This window comes from Shewanella sp. 0m-6 (genome assembly GCF_052977325.1).
Genome location: NZ_JBRIMD010000002.1, coordinates 43,429 through 62,655, shown reverse-complemented (window position 1 = coordinate 62,655; position 19,227 = coordinate 43,429). Strand labels below are relative to the sequence as shown.

17 protein-coding genes are annotated in these 19,227 nt (G+C 39.7%); 7 read left to right on the top strand and 10 right to left on the bottom strand.

Annotated elements, in window-relative coordinates; genetic code table 11:
• Positions 1–602: 602 nt before the first annotated feature.
• Positions 603–1,631: a tyrosine-type recombinase/integrase gene (locus tag ACVBJC_RS01890; RefSeq protein WP_447159366.1), complete on the top strand. Its 1,029-nt coding sequence runs from the start codon at positions 603–605 to the stop codon at positions 1,629–1,631.
• 811 nt (positions 1,632–2,442) lie between these two features.
• On the opposite strand, the gene ACVBJC_RS01885 is transcribed toward ACVBJC_RS01890, so the two are convergent.
• The 4 genes from ACVBJC_RS01885 to ACVBJC_RS01870 form a co-directional block, all read right to left on the bottom strand.
• Complete coding sequence (locus tag ACVBJC_RS01885; RefSeq protein WP_447159311.1) at positions 2,443–3,171, bottom strand: RluA family pseudouridine synthase; 729 nt, start codon at positions 3,169–3,171, stop codon at positions 2,443–2,445.
• Positions 3,172–3,604: 433 nt separating this feature from the next.
• Entirely contained in the window at positions 3,605–4,645 is a 1,041-nt protein-coding gene (locus ACVBJC_RS01880; RefSeq protein WP_447159312.1) for a porin, read from the bottom strand.
• A gap of 84 nt (positions 4,646–4,729) precedes the next feature.
• On the bottom strand, positions 4,730–6,073 hold the full coding sequence (locus tag ACVBJC_RS01875; protein ID WP_447159313.1) for an FMN-binding protein: 1,344 nt from the start codon (positions 6,071–6,073) through the stop codon (positions 4,730–4,732).
• A 163-nt stretch (positions 6,074–6,236) separates the two neighbouring features.
• Positions 6,237–6,416, bottom strand: coding sequence for a hypothetical protein (locus ACVBJC_RS01870; RefSeq protein ID WP_447159314.1), 180 nt, complete (start codon positions 6,414–6,416; stop codon positions 6,237–6,239).
• Here ACVBJC_RS01870 and ACVBJC_RS01865 point away from each other — a divergent pair.
• From ACVBJC_RS01865 to ACVBJC_RS01855, 3 genes are all read left to right on the top strand, one after another.
• A complete protein-coding gene (locus ACVBJC_RS01865; RefSeq protein ID WP_447159315.1) occupies positions 6,415–7,566 on the top strand; it encodes an FAD:protein FMN transferase in 1,152 nt (383 codons plus the stop codon). The two genes, ACVBJC_RS01870 and ACVBJC_RS01865, sit on opposite strands and share 2 nt — an antisense overlap.
• Before the next feature lie 249 nt (positions 7,567–7,815).
• The gene (locus ACVBJC_RS01860; RefSeq protein ID WP_447159316.1) at positions 7,816–9,612 is read left to right on the top strand and encodes a sensor histidine kinase; all 1,797 of its coding nucleotides are present in this window, start codon (positions 7,816–7,818) and stop codon (positions 9,610–9,612) included.
• Positions 9,605–10,198 carry a response regulator transcription factor gene (locus ACVBJC_RS01855; RefSeq protein WP_447159317.1) on the top strand — a complete coding sequence of 198 codons (594 nt, stop codon included), beginning with the start codon at positions 9,605–9,607 and terminating at the stop codon, positions 10,196–10,198. The genes ACVBJC_RS01860 and ACVBJC_RS01855 overlap by 8 nt, the downstream gene beginning before the upstream one ends.
• 173 nt (positions 10,199–10,371) lie before the next feature.
• Here ACVBJC_RS01855 and ACVBJC_RS01850 read toward each other — a convergent pair whose 3' ends face one another.
• The 4 genes from ACVBJC_RS01850 to ACVBJC_RS01835 all read right to left on the bottom strand — a co-directional run bounded on the left by ACVBJC_RS01850 (position 10,372) and on the right by ACVBJC_RS01835 (position 13,402).
• The gene (locus ACVBJC_RS01850) at positions 10,372–10,713 is read right to left on the bottom strand and encodes a hypothetical protein (protein WP_447159318.1); all 342 of its coding nucleotides are present in this window, start codon (positions 10,711–10,713) and stop codon (positions 10,372–10,374) included.
• A gap of 132 nt (positions 10,714–10,845) precedes the next feature.
• A complete protein-coding gene (locus tag ACVBJC_RS01845; protein ID WP_447159319.1) occupies positions 10,846–11,607 on the bottom strand; it encodes a tRNA-uridine aminocarboxypropyltransferase in 762 nt (253 codons plus the stop codon).
• A 138-nt stretch (positions 11,608–11,745) separates the two neighbouring features.
• Positions 11,746–13,059, bottom strand: a complete 1,314-nt coding sequence (pssA, locus tag ACVBJC_RS01840; protein WP_447159320.1) for a CDP-diacylglycerol--serine O-phosphatidyltransferase — start codon at positions 13,057–13,059, stop codon at positions 11,746–11,748.
• Between the two features lie 10 nt (positions 13,060–13,069).
• Positions 13,070–13,402 (bottom strand): DUF1904 family protein, encoded by a 333-nt coding sequence (locus ACVBJC_RS01835; protein ID WP_447159321.1) that lies wholly within the window; start codon positions 13,400–13,402, stop codon positions 13,070–13,072.
• Between the two features lie 253 nt (positions 13,403–13,655).
• On the opposite strand from ACVBJC_RS01835, the gene ACVBJC_RS01830 reads away from it, so the two are divergent.
• Both ACVBJC_RS01830 and dacB read left to right on the top strand, forming a co-directional pair.
• Positions 13,656–13,832: a hypothetical protein gene (locus tag ACVBJC_RS01830; protein WP_447159322.1), complete on the top strand. Its 177-nt coding sequence runs from the start codon at positions 13,656–13,658 to the stop codon at positions 13,830–13,832.
• A 56-nt stretch (positions 13,833–13,888) separates the two neighbouring features.
• The gene (gene dacB, locus ACVBJC_RS01825) at positions 13,889–15,361 is read left to right on the top strand and encodes a D-alanyl-D-alanine carboxypeptidase/D-alanyl-D-alanine endopeptidase (RefSeq protein WP_447159323.1); all 1,473 of its coding nucleotides are present in this window, start codon (positions 13,889–13,891) and stop codon (positions 15,359–15,361) included.
• Positions 15,362–15,477: 116 nt separating this feature from the next.
• Here the strand turns inward: dacB and ACVBJC_RS01820 are convergent, their stop codons facing one another.
• A complete protein-coding gene (locus ACVBJC_RS01820) occupies positions 15,478–17,238 on the bottom strand; it encodes an acyl-CoA dehydrogenase C-terminal domain-containing protein (protein ID WP_447159324.1) in 1,761 nt (586 codons plus the stop codon).
• 316 nt (positions 17,239–17,554) lie between these two features.
• On the opposite strand from ACVBJC_RS01820, the gene corA reads away from it, so the two are divergent.
• The gene (gene corA, locus ACVBJC_RS01815; protein ID WP_447159325.1) at positions 17,555–18,499 is read left to right on the top strand and encodes a magnesium/cobalt transporter CorA; all 945 of its coding nucleotides are present in this window, start codon (positions 17,555–17,557) and stop codon (positions 18,497–18,499) included.
• 168 nt (positions 18,500–18,667) lie between these two features.
• Here the strand turns inward: corA and ACVBJC_RS01810 are convergent, their stop codons facing one another.
• Positions 18,668–19,018, bottom strand: coding sequence for a DMT family protein (locus ACVBJC_RS01810; RefSeq protein ID WP_202722221.1), 351 nt, complete (start codon positions 19,016–19,018; stop codon positions 18,668–18,670).
• Between the last annotated feature and the right edge of the window lie 209 nt (positions 19,019–19,227).

The following is a 19,227-nucleotide window of genomic DNA, read 5'->3' as shown; positions in this document are numbered from 1 at the left end:
TCTGCAGGATAGTTTTACTGTGTAAAATTTTACTCAAATTATAATGATGTCAGACTTACCTATTAGATATTATTGCCACGTTATTTACCTATGCCTTGTCTCAATTTATTCAAACTAGTTCTAACTCAAAGCCAACTCAAAGCTAAGTCAATTTAGAACCAATTTCAAACATTAAAATGGTTACACCATTCTTTATTAAAATGATTTTCTCAAGTGCAATACACCTGAGAAGGTTAATTTTAACCACTAAGTTTTGATTTCACTATTGCTGTTAAAGTGAGCAAAGAATGGCTACCTTTGTTCATAAAAAACGCAATTCTATCTTTTTCAATCTCTACCAGTGATAATGACGATTATCACTGGTAGAAAATACAGGATTTATGTAGAATATCAGTGATTTACTAGGCTATTCTCCACAAGCAGATGTTGGTTTTAGGTGTATTTGAAAGATGAGTGTTGATAAAAACATAAATGATATTGACAATAATGCAGAAAAAACAGATGTCGAATTAACAGTCAATATTGCAGCAGTAGATCCTCATGCTAAAAGCGATCCCGACGCTAATGTCGTTACCTCTGGCTATGACAATATTCACCCTCAAATCAATACCCTAAACAAATCGCAGTACACCCAAGGTTCAGATGAAAAGTTTTTTCGAGAGCAACAATTGCCGGTTTCAATCTTAGATGATTATAAAAGTGCCGCAGATGAAACTCAGTATGAAATATCTCACAATACTCGCAGAGTTTACTCTTCAAGTTTCTCGATCTTTCAACGTTACTGTGAACAACACGGATTAAATGCCCTGCCCGCGGATCCACGAAGTGTCATTTCGTTTATCGGTCATCAAAAAGACTTGTACCAAGAAAAAAGTGGCCACCAGCTTTCAAAGCAAACTATCAATACTCGATTAGCCGCGATCCGTTTTTTTCATATTCAAGCCAGTTTTCATTCGCCAACAGAACATCCATTGGTGATAAGAGTTATGCGTGGATTAATGCGCAATCAATATCGGCATATGTCAGATTACGATCAGCAACCCATAACTTATGATGAACTAGAGATGCTATTGTCTGTGATCGATGAACAGCCGCAAGAGTTAACGCGATTACGAGACAAAGCTATTTTACAACTTGGATTACAAGGTGGGTTTAGACGTTCAGAGTTGGCTGAAATTAAAGTAGAACATATTAGTTTTTTGAGAGAAAAACTCAAGGTGCGAGTGCCCTACTCTAAAAGTAATCAACAGGGCCAAAGAGAGTGGAAAGATCTTCCTAAACAAGAAATGTTTTCTGCTTATGAGGCTGTACAGCTATGGCTTACGGCAACTAAAATAAAACAAGGCCACCTTTTTAGATCCCTCAGTCGAGATGGAAACAGTGTACGAGATTATATTGTTAACAAGCCAAGAATGGGAAAAGGTTTCTTAAAGGGAGATGATATTTATCAGATGATAAAAAAATATTGCGACAGAGCCGGACTAAACTCTCGTTTTTATGGTGCTCATAGTTTAAGAAGTGGTTGTGTTACCCAGCTACATGAAAACAATAAAGATCATCTCTATATTATGGGTAGGACGGGTCATACAGATCCGCGTTCACTTCGCCATTATCTAAAGCCAAAGGATTAGTTGTTTAATATGTGGTGCTTGGTTTCGACAGCAATCGATGCTACTTAGCTGATTGAAGCCTCCATTTGCGATTGATTTTGTTAACAGTAAATCCTGGACAGGCTTCTCACTGCCAAATAAAGCTCTGATGTAAAGCGCAATAGTATTATTGATTTTTATCGTTTTAAAAATAACTTTTTAAATTTATTTAAAATACAGTAGTTCATTCTATATTACTTTAACACGCTATTTCATATTGAAAACAGAGCAAGATTAAGACCGAATTAATGTTAATAGCATTTTCAAATATAGATGATGTACGTTATTGCTACGATTAAAAATAATGCGCTTACCTTAATAATTTGCATATACCTCCTAGTTATAAAATAAGTTTATTGTGAAGCTGAGTTGCCTGTGTATTTCAAGAAGGTATCATGCTTTAAATATATTTCACTACAAACATATTGCACTTTAAAAAGTGTAAATCTCAATTATTATTACCGAGTTATACATGTTGATATTGATTGTGTATCACATTAATTAAATTCCACAATTGTTATATTTTAAGCACGCGAATGATAAATATTTATCCGCACGGTAAAATATAAAACTAGCTGGGATTTTTATCTATAACATCAGCTAAATATTTGTTAGCTGTTACAAGTAGACATATGACGATGGTGCTAACTTAAATAACCTAATCAAACAATCTAGTATTAGTACTAACTACTCGCCCCACGGATTACATCAATCATAAATGCCAATCAAAAGGATGAAGATTAAAAGCTATCATTACAAACTATTATTAATTGAATCACAATAACCTTCGAAACTAGAATGGGCATGGGCTATATCCTAGTATTCTTTTGCCTGTAATAGGATGATCAAACTCAAGTCGGGTTGCATGCAACATTAATCTTGAAGCCACTTTATGTGAAAATGAAGTGCCATAAAGATCACAACCGATAATAGGATGACCTAAGTATTGACTATGGATCCGTAATTGATGAGTACGACCTGTTTCGGGCGTTAATTCGACTCGAGTGACATCTATAGATTTATCATCAACATTCTCAATTAGCATTTGCTTTTGTACTATTGGAATGACAGAAAATCTTTCTCTAGATAATACCTTATAACGGGAACAAGATGGTTTACCGCTTACGGCGCAGATTTTCATCATAGGAAAATTAGGTTTGTCTTTAGCAATTGGAGCCGATATCAAGCCGTTATCATCAGCAAGTGCTCCCAATAAAAGTGCGTTATATCTTTTTAACACGCTACGCTCACTAAACTGTTTACACAGTAGCGCGTTTATCCCCCTATTGAGTGCGATCAGCATAATTCCAGACGTACCCAAATCTAATCTATGCACTAGAGAGCATCCGGGGAAATCTTTCACTAATCTATGGTGCACCGAATCTAAATTAGCGGGATGCTTACCCGACAAAGATAAAAGGCCCGAGGGTTTGTTGATAAGTAGTAAGTCATCGTCCCGATAAAGTATTGTAATATCTTCAAAACATGGCGGAGCGATAAAGTCATCTACGATTGGCAGCATTGGTGATCCCAGGTGCTAAAATATGTGATGGATGATACATGAGTTTATCTTTATCAACGAGTGATGTTTTAGTTAAGGCTGTAGCATGGTTATGCGTAAGTTTGAATTATTATTCAATAGTTAAAGTGCAAACCCGAGATATTTTTAACTTAACAACATAAAAAGTCAGATATATGAATAAAATTGGTGGCAGTATCATTATTTTTGGTTTAAACAATAATGATCATGGCAGAGAGAGTAACTGTGAGACTGATTGTGAAGTGATCATGAAAATGATGAGTACAGAGTAATATAGGTGCAGAGAACAGTCAGTTTTAAAATGAAATAGACTAGTCTTTTATGAAGAAATAGTACATGAAACTAAGTCGAGTAAACCAAGAAAGTGCACATCCTTGTACACCCTCTAGGAGCAAACTATGAATTAATTTAGCGCTTAAAAGTCTATTCTAAAACCAATACTTGCGATAGTATCATCAAAATCTGAGTACTGCTTTACATCAAATTGGCCTAATTCAGTGTGTACTCTCGTTGACTTAGATAAGCGATATTCTGCACCAATTGCCCATTGAGACACCTCTGGTACGTCCGTCGCTGCAGCGCCTAACTTGTCATATACACGCCCAGCAATTTTACCTGTACCTGAATCATCCTGTCCGTATTGCGCTTTTAGCGTCAACTTATCAATTTGATATTTAGCACTGACAATAAAGCCATCACCATCACGTTGCTGCCAGTTATCTAAATTTGGATTAACAATTTCAGAGCTCTGATAGATAGAACCTAACATTAAATTATCATACTTATACTGAGCAACTGCGCGGAAACCTTTTATATCTTCAACACCGTCAGTATAGGCTGCAGCTAGATATAGGTCGCCTGTTTTAAATAGCTTGTCACCATATGTTAGTGCAACTTGATAATTACCATTATCACGACGAACATCATCTTCGCCGTAGTAGTTATCTTCTAAAATATAACTTGCACCAAATTGTACTTTATTCCATTTAACGGTTTTATATTCTATTGAGTCACCCCAACGTTTATCACCCGCAAATAAACGGTCATGCTTTAGCGAGTACATGTCCATAGCATCGGCAGTACCTTTTGCCATTTTAAAAACTGGATCAATACGACCTGCGGCAAGTTGACCTGCTGTAGAGTGCTTTATTCCTAAATACGTTGGACGCGCCGAGAAGGGATTGTTTTGTTTACCTTCAGTTGCACCATTTACACCCACTTCAATTTGATAAAATACACTAAAATCATCATTTAACGGTGCGTTACCTTTAACACCAAGACGGCTCCAGTTATTTTCTAAAATGGTACCGCTTTTTCCACTGTGAGTTGCACTACCGCTGTCAGAGTGTGTAATTGAGTAATCAATGCGGCCATAAAATTTATAAGCATCAGCCATTACAGTTGGTGAAACTAACACTGCTGCGGCAAGTAAAGTCAGTTTAATTGTTTTCATCATCTTCTCTTTTAATGTATTAATACGTTGAAAGGCAAGAAGACTCCTTGGCTCTGTGGCAATTAGGAGTCGACGTCCAGAGCAGGATTAGTTTTGTTTGTGTTTAACAATCACGCCGTCTTGGCGCATTTGCGTATATAAGATCTCAGCTTGCTTCAAGTAAGTATCCCAAGAGTTAGAACGCTTAGTGAAACCCGTCGCAGCATAGCTACCGGTATCGCCGGTAGCAGGTAGATCATTAATTAAGAATAATGAGCCGCCTTGCTGCAAATGAGTATTAAGCACATCAATCATCACGTTAAAGCCAATTCGAGCCGGTTCAACGTAATTAATAGATTCATACTTTGACTGACGGTAGAACTTCTTTTGCGACGCATCTGTGATCGAAGCTTTCTCATCAGCAAAGATTTCATCATAATGAGCTTTGGTAATTTGCTGAGTATTGGTGTCGACAACAATACGCAACATGGCTGTTACGCCAGTCCATTTACCTTTGCTATCAACGAGCTTTTCAGCGTATTGATAAAAACGTTGATGAGTACCATCCCCATTGATCTGAGCATGAATTTTGGCAGTTAGCGGTACCATAGACTGTTGAATGCTGTTTGAGGCTCCAGCGACAACATCGATGCCGGTGTATTTTAAACGATTCGGTTCTTTAAGCTTATTGCCTAACGATGGATCAAAATCAGGATTAAGCTCAAAAGTTAGCTTGTCTTGCTCTACCATTAATTTTTCCATGGTTAGAGCTGATTGAACCCAAGCCGTGCCCTTTTTCTTACCCATAGAAAAGTTATATTCAGACATACGCTTAGGGACATCTTGGTATAAACGGGTGTAGTAGTTAGGACGCCCACTTTCATTAAACTCTGCAAATATCACGTTATCTGAGTTTTTAAGCTCGGTAACTATGGCTACACTACCCATGTGACCTTGGCGGAAGCGGGCCTCTTGGTAATAATAGTCACCCTTTAATAAACCAAGTTGAGGCTGAATAGACCATTTCAGTTTGAAATCTTCATCAGCTGATTCATCTTTTGCACCTACTGACACATATTCAGGTTGACTACCATCGGCTCTAGGCAAAGTGTTAATCGCTTCTAAAATGCCATTCGATGAATAGGTCGCACCAGAAACAGCATCAATACCTTCATGGCCATTATTCGCCACAACTTTAGCCAATAAGCGCTCAGCATTTAAGTAAAGTGATTCAGTTTCTTTATGAGACTTTGTTTTGATATCAACGATATGACCATTTTTAACTTCGACGGTTAGCGTGATTACACTTTTTTTGCCTTTAGCTGATACATCATGAGTACCATCAGCATACTTACCTTGGCTCATGGTTGTTGAACAGCCTGCAAGTGTCATGGTGGCGAATAATATTGCGCTGCTTACAAGTGTTTTATTGAATAATGTTAAGGTTTTCATTCTGTCGGCCTTCAATGTTTATTGCATTGAGTTCAGAATATAAGTTTTAAATTTATCCACAATTGCGGTTTTCCGCAATAAGGCTTGCTTAGTTCTATTTATATGACAGAGTTAACATAACGAGAAGTTGTTTTTCACTCAATTCACTGTCCATGATATTTATTTAAATATTGCCATCTAAGCCTGAGAGTAATGTGAATAAAATACCAGCTTCGCGTAAATCATGCAGATTACCTATGATGTACTCGTCCGTAATGAGCGGTACTACATCCAACGGTACTGTATCTAACAGCTCTAAATTTAATCGTTCCAAAAGAGTTATATCAAGATTACTTTTTTCCATGTTCGTGATATCTAATTCGGCTTATGCACAAACACAAAACAATTTTCCTGAAGCGCCAGATTTCACCATCATTAAAGTGGACACGAAAGGTAGACCATATCAGTGTGAAGGTAACGCAATTATAATAACTGATGAGATAAAAACGAACCTAACAACACTTAAGTATTTTGGCACATCAATAAGTATCGATATATATGACAAAGAAACAGAACATTTAGATAAAACATTGTGTAACGCGTTAAATGTAATCCAGAAATACCATTATCTTGCATCGAACTACAGTACTTACCCACACGTCACCAATATTAAAAGCATCAATAATGAGCCAGAGAAAAAGCACACTATTGACCCTAAACTCACTGAGCTTATCCAAGCAAGTATTGACTGGCATGCTAAAACCAATGGCTATTTCAATATTGCATTATCGCCTGTTATCGATCTTTGGCGAGGTCATAGAGCCCAGTGTAAAGGCGAACGTAAACAACAGGATAAGTGCAACATTCCTACTCAAAAAGCACTTGATTTAGCTAAGCCATTAACCAATATAGACAATATAACGTTAGACTCAGAACAAAACACCATAGAGATGCAAGCGGGTATGAGTATCGATCTTGGCGGTATCGCTAAAGGGTGGATGGCTGAAATGCTCTACAGACAATTGAAAAACGATGGCCTAAAAAACTTCATGATAAATGCAGGAGGCAATATTAGGCATTACGGCATTCATCCTCAAGGGCGGCTGTTTGCGACAGCTGTAGAAAACCCAGTATGTAAAAAATATAATAATACTTTGCCTCAATGCCAACTTTTTGAAGAGCAATACCATGAGATAATAAGCGGTAATGATATCACTGTTGTATCCAGCGGTAATTATTTAAGGTACTACAGGGTTAATGGTAAAGAATATCACCATATCATTAATCCTAAGACGTTATACCCAAAAGAATCTGGGATATCGACAACAATCGTGATGAATAGCAACCAACTCTTTGCCGATATTATTTCAACCGCGTTATTTTTAATGCCTATAGATGAGGCGATTAAATATACTAATAGTTACAATGAGATTGAAGCCGTTTGGTTCTTAAATGAAGTCGGCGATAAAGTAGAATCTAAAAAATTTGACGACTATAGATTAAAAAATTACTGAGCAATAATTTAAAGTTGATTTAAAATTAATTGATACATTAAATAAACTTCAATCAAACAATGGAATTATAATATTAACCCGTAAACTAATTATAAAGTTACGGGTTATTTTTTATATAGCGGTTTTCCGCAATCGCAACTAAAGCGTGATTAGCTTCACTTAACGACCGCGTATTCCCAACATTTAGCGACAAAAGCGTCATAATAGCGTTTTAACTCTTGTTGAATCACCTATCTGTTGGGCTAAATGATGTTGGTAAAACTAGCTGGCCTAGTAAGCTTAAGTACTCTTATTTTCTGCTCTATTAGTGATGCCTACGCAGCACAATCGACTCAAGCCAGTCCAGTACGTGTCGGGGTGCTTGCTTTCACACATCCAGATACAGTAGAAAAGCGTTGGCAACCGACCATTGATAAATTAGAGGACGACTTAAATCATCCCTTTGAGCTGGTGGTGCTAACACCGACTCAACTTGATCAAGATGTTGCACAAAGCAAATTAGATTTCTTAATTACCAATGCGTTAACCGCGGTGAGCTACAAAAAGGATTATGGTACTAGCAGCATACTGACGTTGGTGTCTTTAAATAATAAGCAGCCGACGATGTCCGTTGGTTCCGCATTAGTTACCCGTGCAGATGTCGACGTATCAAATATGGCGGTTCTTAAATATCTAACAGCGGTTTCTACAGATAAACAAGCATTTGGCGGATTTCAAATATTCGCAGGAGAGATGGCGCATAACGGCCTAAACCCGTTTAGCGATTTTAAACAGCTCAACTTTGTCGGCTTTCCACAACAGAAACTGCTCAATTTAGTATTAGATGGCAAGGCTGATATCGCAATATTACCAACCTGTGTTTTAGAGAACGCTGTGAGTAAAGGAGAGATAGCCCCAAATAGCCTGCATGTAGTGCTGACTAAACCACTGACTCACTTCAACTGCCAAAGCTCCAGTGCGCTTTATCCTTACTATTCATTCTCCAAATTGGGAAAAACAGATCATCTTTTGGCAACTCGCGTTGTTCGCTCATTGCTATCCATCACTAAAGATGAGCCCGCGGCTATCGTTGGCCGTTATGACTCTTGGTCTGCAACCGTCAATGATAGTGAAGTCTTTAAACTGTTAAAGCAGTTACAACAGTGGCCTTTTGTCACCAACTGGACCTCAATTTTTAAGAGTGCGCTTCCTTGGGTTATCGTCGTGTTAATCGTACTCTTACTCGGTTATATCTATCATTTACGAGTAAAGCGCTTAGTTGTTTTGCGTACCCAAGATCTTCAGGCTGAAGTTGAACAACATACCCAGACACAAAAAGCTTTACTAGAACAAACAAAGCAGTTCTATAAAGCCCAACGCGTATTATTAACGGGTGAAATGGCATCCGGTATCGCCCATGAGTTAAATCAACCATTAGCCGGGATCCGTTATTTAACTCAGGGCTGTATTTATCGATTATCAGATGATCAGGCTGATCTAAAAGATGCAATGACAAAGGCTATTCAGCAAGTCGATAGAGCTCAAGCAACCATTAAGCGCTTTAGGCATTTCTGCCAGCAACCCAGTGTTATGACACAGTGCAGTCTCAATCAGATTTTAGACGATACATTAAGCCTAATGGCCGCAGAGTTTGCCCGAATGCAAATAACACCAGCGATCAGCTGCGAGCAAGTAGAATTACTCGCGGATCCAAGCTTACTCCAGCAAGTGCTAGTCAACATTATCCGTAATGCACTCGATGCCATGGAAGCCAGTAGCGATCCTAAGCTTTCAATCTCGCTAACCAAAGATAGGCAGAAAGCCCATATTGTATTTATAGATAATGGTTGTGGCCTGAGTGACATCGCACTAGAACGTCTGTTTTTTCCCTTTGAAACATCTAAAGAGAATGGCTTAGGTCTTGGCATGGTGATCTGTAAGCGCATCATCGAGGAACATGATGGCCAAATAAAAGCGACCAGCAATTTCAATCAAGATACTCTGCCGCCACAAGCGGGTTTAACCATGACCATAACATTACCAATTAAGGAGTCCTTAAATGACTAATTTGTATCTAGTCGATGACGATCAAGCTGTATTAGACTCGCTAACCTGGATGTTGAACGGCCTAGGTTATCAACCTAAAGGCTTTAACTCTGCAGATGCCTTCTTACATCAAGTTGACTTGCATAGCCCGGGGATCGCAATCTTAGATGTACAGATGCCAGGAATGGATGGCAGTGCCCTATTAACTCATATGACCCAAGCACAGAGCCCTATTGCCGTTATCATGCTCAGTGGTCATGGCAGTATCGCGATGGCGGTACAAGCGATTCAAAAAGGTGCCCTCGATTTTTTAGAAAAACCCGTAGATGGCGATAAGCTTGTTCTACTGCTCAATCAGGCAAGTCAACAAACAGAGCAAACCATGCAGCTAAAGCTGGAGCGTCAAGCCTTAGGTGATAAGTTAGCGACTCTTACCCCAAGAGAGCATGAAGTAATGAACAAGGTACTTGAAGGCAAGCTTAATAAAGTTATCGCGGCAGAGCTCAATGTCGCCCAGCGAACCCTTGAACTACATCGTCAAAAAGTCATGCAAAAAATGCAGGTCAGTAACGTTGCAGAACTCGCATTCTTAATGGGAAAAAGGTAATGTAGAAGCGTTCAAGTAGAAGAAAACTGAGCCCTTGATACAGCGATATGTGATACCGCTAGGATTAAAGCGACTAGCCAGCTTTTAATTGATAACTCATATCCAGCAGCTCATATGTAGTCGTTTATATGTTTTAAATCATACGCAAGTAAACTTGCCGACACAGTAGATCACTAAGCGATTCGACTGCCAGAGCTACGGCCTGATTTGGCCCATCTGGCACAAAACTCCCAACCTTTGTCCTGGCAGACAAGCCCTGCACTATAGCGACTTTTTACCAGCAGTATCTTACGCGATTGAGTTAGCGATACTACAGAGGTAAACACCTCTTGAATGTTACGTTTTGCAATAAGGTTATCTGACATGCTCAAGTCTTGACCTGATGAACTACAGGTTAATGGCGCCACGTTTGAGAGGATAAAAACAAACATGCTAGGTATGAGCAGTAGATAACGGCTAAAGGAAATAAACGGTTTAGTTAAACCGCCAAAAAATAACACATTACCAGCTGCCATTGATGCTCCTTAATCACTAATAGCTCAAACAAAAAGCTATCAAATAGTAAGCATAACCCAAATAGCAGCAGATTCAACTCCTTGATTTGCCGATTAACTTTATACGGCTAATCGCACGCCTAACCGCCTACTCTACTTATCTTTTCCACAGGCGTTCTGATACGCAATAGAATAATTTTGCTTAAGCAGGCTTAATGTTGAAGCCTCACGAACATTGCGAGTTCGTCCGCGCAATGAAGACTCCACGAAAAGTGCAAACCATGCTTCTAGCACCGCACTATTTTTGTTTTCTCCAGCTGCTGACAGCGCCAGCGAGGCCACTTCAGCGGTGCCCAATTGAAAATCTCTCGCCCCTTTTCTCAGGGCATAAGCCGCTGCCGATTCTGGAGAGAAAGAAAATAGCGGCAATTGATGCAGATAATCACTCTTACGAAACATCTTAATAGCTTCACGCCAACTGCCGTCTAATAAGATAAAAAGCGGCTTTTTATCTTGGTCGAGTTTTGTTTTTTCTACGCGATCAACCACCGATTGTCCATCAACCGCATATTCTGCCGGAAAAATAACAAATGGCTGATACTTAGGATCGTTGATGATCGACAGCATCTTACGATTAGGTTCGTTACGTGACCAAATAAACGCATGCGTATCAGGAACAATATCTGCGATTAACCGTCCGCTGTTGCTAGGTTTAAGTACTTCATCATCGTACATGATCAGCATAAACGCTAAATCACTATCAATCTGCTTGCGCAAACTACAGGTACAAAGCGTCTCTGCCAGCAAGCAACGTTGACAGCGTATTACATTCTTGCCCCTTGCAGTAAAAGGCCTTGAAGAGATAGCTTTTCTGTACTCATACAGTTGATGCACAGCATGTTTAGGCAAATTCATTTTGCAAAACCTTTTTAGTAAAACTTTTGCGCCAAGTTATTTAGCAAAACTATTTAGCAAAAATTAGTCAAATGATAAAAGTATGAGAACAAAAAAGCCTACTAATAAGCAGGCTTTTTCATCACAAAAATCTTAAGCTTACAGGATACGCCTTAACAAAAAATCTGCTTTTAAGCGTTTAATGCGCTTCATGATCTTGCGTACAGGGGCTGGATAGTTATGCAATGTCTCGATTTGGCTGTAATGGAACAAACGCTCAGTATGCTCAAGAATATGCGTTTGCTCTTGTTCAAACTTTTCTTTCCAGCACTCACTTTCATCTTGCAGTAACAAACCGTTTTCTAAATCCAATGCCCATGCTCTTGGATTTAAGTTGCTACCCGTTATTAAATGGCGCTTACCGTCAGCACTGATCCCTTTTAAATGGAAGCTATTACGACCATCTTTCCAAAGGTGAATATTCAGCTGACCGTTTTCTATTGCCCATTGCTGACGTTTAGCAAACTTTCTAAGTGACTGCTCATACATGTAAGGCAAAGCACCAATAGTAGAAAACTCTTCTTCTGGTGGAATATAGAAATCGTTAGACGTTTTATCCCCTACCACGATATCAATCTTCTTACCCTTACGCAGATGCTTAGCCAACGCCCTAACTAAAATGTATGGCGGATTAAAGTACGGCGTACAAATAAACAAAGTGTCTTCAGACTCTTCAACTAAGGCAACAATAACCCTATTAAGTTTGTTATTTTTACGGCCAAGACCAACTAAAGGTGTAACCCGGTTGCCTATTTTCGTCTGGCTAAACTGATACTCAGCTTTTGAAAGACGATGTTTAAGGCTACTGACCTCGCCTTTAGTTGGTAAATGCTCTGTTTCTTTAGGTTGAGTTAAAGAGCTGACAGCAACATCGTTAACGAGATATGTTTTCACCATGTCACGCATGCTGCGTGCAAGCTCTGCAGATTCAATCACATGGTAACGATCAAAACGGTATTTATCATCTTGATGCAGGTAGATGTTATTAATGCTTGCTCCACTAAAAACAACCGCGTCATCGATAACAAAACCTTTCAGGTGAAGTACACCCATAAACTCACGAGATTTAACCGGAACACCTAGAATATCAATTGGATATTCAGCGGCCTCGATCACCTTGCGATACATTAAATAATTACCGCTATCGCCTTTATGGCCAATAAGGCCACGACGTGCACGATGAAAATCAACGAGTACTTTTATATCAAGTTGAGGGTTCTGTTGCTTCGCATCCATCAGCGCTGCGAGGATCTCTCTCCCCGCTTCATCATCTTCTAAATAAAGTGCGGCGATATAAATAGAATGCGTTGCGCTTGCAATTCGAGATAACAATTCAGCTTTTAACGCTTTAGGCGTCAATAACCAAGAAAGCGAATCTGGTTGTAGCGGTATGCCACCTAGCTTACTCAGCAAGGCTCTCTCCTTAATAGTGCTGACCATCTTTAAAATATGTGCTTGGTTCAAGCTGTCTAAACATCACAATGATATGTTCTAGCCCCGGATAAACCTTTAATATGGCTTCACGGATAACCTGTTCTGCACGATGGTGTGTTTGAGGATCTTTAGGGAACCATAACACCTCGACTTGAGCGATATCGGTGACTTTTTTGCCGTTACGATAATTGCTACTGTTGATCCAATCGAGTATGAAAGATTCTGGTTTTGACTGACAGATGTCGGCTAATGCCTCAAGTAAGTTGATACTCAGTGTTGCAATTACCGTTTCAGGTAAACCGCTAACTCTTACATGTGGCATAAAGATCCTCCTAGATAAGGGCATAGAAATTACCGATTTAACTGCCTTTGAGCAAGGTTTTTCTCTCAATATCGGTCTCTAGGACCAAATTTCGGTGGCTTCTTGCTCTGTTAGCCAAATATTTAGTCAGTTTGATACCATAAAATAACAGTAATATTTTATGAAAAAGCCCTATCGTTTGCTGTATGAGTCACTGATAAAAGCTGTGACTTTTGCTAATATAGCTCCCTTTTTTATCGTCCGAGATTAATTGATGAACCTAAAAACCCTGCTTACACTCGCTGTCATGCTCCTCGCTGCATGGGCTATTTTTCATTTTAAAGCGCAGCTAGGCTTCTTGGTGATCCCGCTATTTTTTAGCTTGGTTTTATTTGTCACACTGAAGCTGTATCGCCTAATGGAAAAAGATGAACCGACAGATAATGATTAGCCTAAACCCATTTTTATGAGTTCATAGCGATATGAGACCACTACAAGGATAATCTTTTGAGAATATGCTTTTTACAAACAGCCTTGTTTACCACAGCTTTAACGCTTTGTTTCTCGCCTGCTCTTGCATCTGCTAACGGCTACCTTGCAAATATTATTAAGGTTATTGAGCCAAAAACCTCGCAAACGGCTGTCGTTGTGAGTCCTATGACTCGCTCTGAAGCCAGTTACCGAAAGGATGCTGACCGGCTATTTGTTCCTGCCAGTACCATGAAACTGCTTACAGCGGTTTCCGCATCTTCTGCTTTAGGTAAAGCATTTACCTTTAACACTCAAATTGATGCATTTGTGGGAGTTAAAAATCAACGCATCGAGGGTGATGTGTTCTTACGCTTTGACGGTGATCCTACTCTCACCGCCGGTGATTTAAGATTGTTGTTTAAACAGCTCAAAGCACAAGGTTTGGAGCATATCGACGGCAACCTATATTTAGTCGGTGATCAAACCGAAACCTTACAAGCCCCTGGTTGGGTGTGGGATGATTTAGGGATCTGTTATGCCGCGCCGGTTTCACGTTATATTCTTAATAAGAATTGCGTAAAAGCGAAGCTAACCCCGTCACTGGCGACGAACCTAGGTAAACTCACCTTTAGCCAGTTTGAACCGGTTTCGATTACTAGTACCGCCGTATTTGACAAAGTGGGCAATCAGCCATTTTGCGAATTGAATCTTCAACGCCTTCAACATAATCAATTTATACTCAGTGGCTGCTATCAAGGGCAAAAGCCGTTAAAGCTTGCTATCGCCATATCTGATCCGGCCCTTTACGCACAGCGCACCCTTGCAAATATCCTAAACAATACCGGGATCACTTTAAAAGGGGATGTATTACTTACCAATAAACGCCCAGCTAATACCTTACTGCTCGCAGAGCATCAATCTAAGCCACTTTCAGCGCTTATTGAGACCATGTTACTAAAATCCGATAACTTAATTGCAGACAGCCTGTTAAAGCGTTTAGGGCAATACACTTATGGGGTGCCTGGTTCATTTGTAAACGGCAGCGCTGCTATGAAACATATTCTCACTCAGCAAGGAATCGATTTATCCACCGCAAATATCGTCGATGGTTCGGGTTTATCTCGTTACAACTTACTTAGTGCAGAACATTTAGCTCAAGTGTTATTGCTGATAAAGAATGATTTATCGCTTAATTATCTCATTGAACTACTACCTGTAGCGGGTGCGAGTGGTACCCTAAAGTATCGTGCAGGGTTTACAGCTGCACCATTAAAAGAAAAGGTGCTGGCTAAAACTGGGTCAATGAAAGGCGTTGTTAATCTAGCAGGCTATATCAAGCAAGGTGATGAACTCACTAGTGCCTTTGTGATCTTAGAAAATGGTCAAAGTCCAGCAGTTAAAGACGTTGAGATCATGCCTTTTAGCGTATTGTTATTACAGTCGTTACTGCAAAGTTATCACTTAAGCACTCCGGCTCACAATAAAAATAACAAGCATAGCGAACCTTAAATTGTTGTTCGGACTTTCACCATTCCCGTTGATAATCTTACATAAGCTAAAAACACAATAAAACAAAAACGCCACGTTAAGTGGCGTATTTTATTCGAAGTTAGAAATCGTCTTATTTAGAACAAGCTTTCATCTATTTGCATTATCGACGCATCCCCTGTCTTCACCTGTGATAAATGATACTCGGCCTTAGCCAATAGCTTATCAAAGTAAAAACGCCCAAGATGTGCTTTTTGTAGCTTAAAGTTTTCATCTTCATGATCATGTGCCGCATCATTCATCGCTAACCAGAAGCAGCCATAAAGGACATAACCAAATGCGTCGAGGTAATCGACTGCACATGAGTTAATCAATGCTGGTTGACTTAATTTATTGTCATTAACTTGATTCGCCACCTCTAGTAGCTGTTCGAGTAATGCCAATAGTGTTGCTTTATCGCCATCGGCAACATGAGCATACCCATTAATTTTAGCGATCTGCTCTGAAACAAATTCAGATAAAGCGGCGACGTTATCACCCGTTACTTTACGACCTAAGAAATCAATCGCTTGAATGCCGTTGGTGCCTTCGTAGATCTGGGCAATTCGGGTATCACGCACTAATTGTTCAATGCCTGTCTCACGGATGTAACCATGGCCGCCAAATACCTGTTGCGCCATAATCGCGGCATCAAGACCTCGATCACTTAAAAACGCTTTTGATACTGGTGTTAACAATCCAACATAACGACTAGCCTTCGCCTTAGCATCACTATCATCTGAATACTTGGCTAAATCGAGTTGTTGCCCGGTATATACAGATAATGCACGTCCCGCTTCAGTTAACGTACGGATCGTTAACAACATTCGCCTGACATCACCGTGAACAATAATAGGGTCGCTTGCAGCGCCTGTCGGCGAGCCACCAGCCGCTACACCTTGGGTGCGCTCTTTAGCGTATTCAGCAGCCATTTGGTAAGCCGCTTGTGACGTCCCTAAACCTTGTATACCAATAGCCAAACGTTCATAGTTCATCATGGTGAACATGCATACTAAACCACGATTAGCTCTGCCGATAAGGTAACCTTCTGCATCGTCAAAATTCATCACACACGTTGCAGAACCTTTAAGCCCCATCTTGTGTTCGATTGAACCGACAGTCACGCCATTGGCTTCACCTAGAGTATTGTCCGCATTCACTTTAATCTTTGGCACTAAAAACAATGAAATGCCACTGGTATTGGGTAATTTGGCGAGTACTAAGTGAATAACGTTTTCAGTTAAATCATGATCTCCACCAGTAATGAAAATCTTGCTACCCGTGATCTGATAGCTGCCATCATCATTAGGAACAGCCTTAGTTCTAATGTTCCGCAGATCTGATCCCGCTTGAGGCTCTGTCATATCCATGGCGCCAGACCATTCGCCGCTGTATAGCATAGGCAGATACTGCTGCTTAATCTCTTCGCTGCCATGGGCATGAATAGCTAGTGCTGCACCAGCGGTTAATGAACCATATAGAGTAAACGCGTTACATGCGCTATAAGCCATTTCATCGACTAGTACACCGAGCATCTTAGGCATGCCCATGCCACCTAGCTCAGGATCACCACATAGCCCTACCCAGCCACCTTCAGCGTATTGGTCATATACCGCTTTATAGCCATCAGGTGTGATCACCCTATCAGCTTCGTGCCGAACACCTTGCTCATCACCGCTACGGTTAATAGGATGGATTAATTCGCGGCTAATCTTATCTGCTTCATCTAAAATTGCTGCTGCAGTATCCATATCGACAGTCTCGGCCATTGCTGGCATCTCAGACCACGTTTTTGGGGCGTCAAAGACTTTCTCAAGAAGAAAACGCATTTCTGCTAATGGGGCGTTATACGGGTTCATATCGGACTCTTAAACAATGGATTTAAACAGTTGTTTCAAATCTATCAGAAGTCGCAGCAAATGACACCCTTTTAGCGTAAATCTTTTAGCTTACTTGCATTCGTATTTACCTTATTTGTCACCTTAGTTTTATCGACAACTGAGAGTAAACATTAAAGGTCGACATATTTCACCTCTTGTATTGCGACTGTACAATTTGCTTCAGCTTTTTATGAGACAAATATCATTCCATATCTAAATACTATATCTTTGCAATCATTGACTAATATTTAATTATCGGTTTCGACTAATACATACTTTTTGCGATGGAGCCAACATGATCACAGCGTATTGCTACCAACAACAGCAAGTCACTACAACAACTCTTAATATTGACGAGCCTTTACCAGAAACAACAATATGGTTAGACATTTATCGACCCATTGAAGCAGAAAGACTTTGGTTGGCTAGCTTTTCTACTGACGAGGTACCAGATAGAGAAGATAGGAATGAAATTGAGGACTCTTCACGTTTTTACCAAAATAAAGATGGTTTACACGTTAACTCATTATTTAGTCAAAAGTCTGCACAGACACTAAGCTCTATTAATATTTATTTTAACCTTAGAGCAGACTTATTGATCACCATCAGAGATGATGATCAGCGTTTGATAGACTCATTAGCCACAAACCTTCAAAAGTCTTCCGTCCCTGTTACACCCCAGCAATTATTCATTCAGTTATTTAAAATGAAAGTCGACCATTTAGCCGATCTCATTGAAGATACTTACAGCGCTTTGGAAAATATTGGCCATGAAGTCTTCGAAAAAGACCGTATCGATGAGGTGTTTAAACTGATCACTATAAGAGAAGACACTAATGGTAAAGTTCGTTTGAATTTACTTGATACTCAACGTGCACTGAATTACATGCTGCGTGTTTACCAACAAAACCTGTCTAGTGAAGAAACTAAAGACATCGGTAATATGCTGTCTGATATATCTTCATTGATCCCGCATACTCAGTTTCTTTTTGAAAAGCTAAACTTTTTGATGGATGCTGCTATGGGCTTTACGGGTTTGCAGCAAAACAAAATCAGTAAAATATTTTCCGTTGCCGCGGTAGTGTTTCTCCCGCCAACATTGATAGCAAGTACCTATGGTATGAATTTTGACAATATGCCTGAGGTACATTGGCATTATGGCTACCCCTGGTCCATAGCGCTTATGTTTGCCAGTGCGGCTGCAACCTTTTGGTTTTTTAAGATAAAGCGTTGGCTATAATATTTTTGTCGCTTTATTGTAAAGAATCACGTTTAAAATCATTGTGTTTTAGATGCAAAAACGCCACGTTTAATGGTGGCGTTAAAGGCTAGTGTTATCAGCTAGTGGCATGAATTGTAACAACTGCAGCGATGACTGGAGATGAAAATCGCCAAATTATTCCAAGTATTAAGCAAACTTACTTCTGAAAGCAAAGTAAACGGCTCCGACTAAACAAAGCCCTGCCCATAGATAATCTAACTTTAATGGCTCTCTTAAATAAAATACCGAGAACGGGACAAATACCATCAAGGTAATCACTTCTTGCAGAATTTTTAACTGTCCGACATTTAACTCCGTATAGCCAATTCGATTAGCTGGAACTTGAAGTAAGTATTCAAACAGCGCAATTCCCCAGCTAATGAGTGCAGCAATAATCCATGGTTTATTGTTCAGCTCTTTTAAGTGAGCATACCAGGCAAATGTCATAAAAATATTGCTGCAAACAAGCAAAGAGATACTGATAAATATGGGGTTCATGGCCGATTAGACTCACGCTATAGGCTCATCAATTGACATCACTGATGAGGGGTACTGAAAATGATGGCGCATTCTACTGATAGGCATTTAAGACGTAAATATTTATTTGTTAAATCTACTGAAAAGCGAAGGTAAAGCTCCTGCAACCTACATTTTTGGCACATAAAAAAGCCCGGTTACACCCGGGCTTAACGTTTAAAGTTAGATTT

Coding starts and splice junctions, on each gene's coding strand:
- ACVBJC_RS01885 (WP_447159311.1), bottom strand. CDS start 3,171: ATGCTGCCAATCGTAGATGACTTTATCGCTCCGCCATGTTTTGAAGAT.
- ACVBJC_RS01880 (WP_447159312.1), bottom strand. CDS start 4,645: ATGATGAAAACAATTAAACTGACTTTACTTGCCGCAGCAGTGTTAGTT.
- ACVBJC_RS01875 (WP_447159313.1), bottom strand. CDS start 6,073: ATGAAAACCTTAACATTATTCAATAAAACACTTGTAAGCAGCGCAATA.
- ACVBJC_RS01865 (WP_447159315.1), top strand. CDS start 6,415: ATGTTCGTGATATCTAATTCGGCTTATGCACAAACACAAAACAATTTT.
- ACVBJC_RS01870 (WP_447159314.1), bottom strand. CDS start 6,416: ATGGAAAAAAGTAATCTTGATATAACTCTTTTGGAACGATTAAATTTA.
- ACVBJC_RS01860 (WP_447159316.1), top strand. CDS start 7,816: ATGTTGGTAAAACTAGCTGGCCTAGTAAGCTTAAGTACTCTTATTTTC.
- ACVBJC_RS01855 (WP_447159317.1), top strand. CDS start 9,605: ATGACTAATTTGTATCTAGTCGATGACGATCAAGCTGTATTAGACTCG.
- ACVBJC_RS01850 (WP_447159318.1), bottom strand. CDS start 10,713: ATGGCAGCTGGTAATGTGTTATTTTTTGGCGGTTTAACTAAACCGTTT.
- ACVBJC_RS01845 (WP_447159319.1), bottom strand. CDS start 11,607: ATGAATTTGCCTAAACATGCTGTGCATCAACTGTATGAGTACAGAAAA.
- ACVBJC_RS01835 (WP_447159321.1), bottom strand. CDS start 13,402: ATGCCACATGTAAGAGTTAGCGGTTTACCTGAAACGGTAATTGCAACA.
- ACVBJC_RS01830 (WP_447159322.1), top strand. CDS start 13,656: ATGAACCTAAAAACCCTGCTTACACTCGCTGTCATGCTCCTCGCTGCA.
- ACVBJC_RS01820 (WP_447159324.1), bottom strand. CDS start 17,238: ATGAACCCGTATAACGCCCCATTAGCAGAAATGCGTTTTCTTCTTGAG.
- corA (WP_447159325.1), top strand. CDS start 17,555: ATGATCACAGCGTATTGCTACCAACAACAGCAAGTCACTACAACAACT.
- ACVBJC_RS01810 (WP_202722221.1), bottom strand. CDS start 19,018: ATGAACCCCATATTTATCAGTATCTCTTTGCTTGTTTGCAGCAATATT.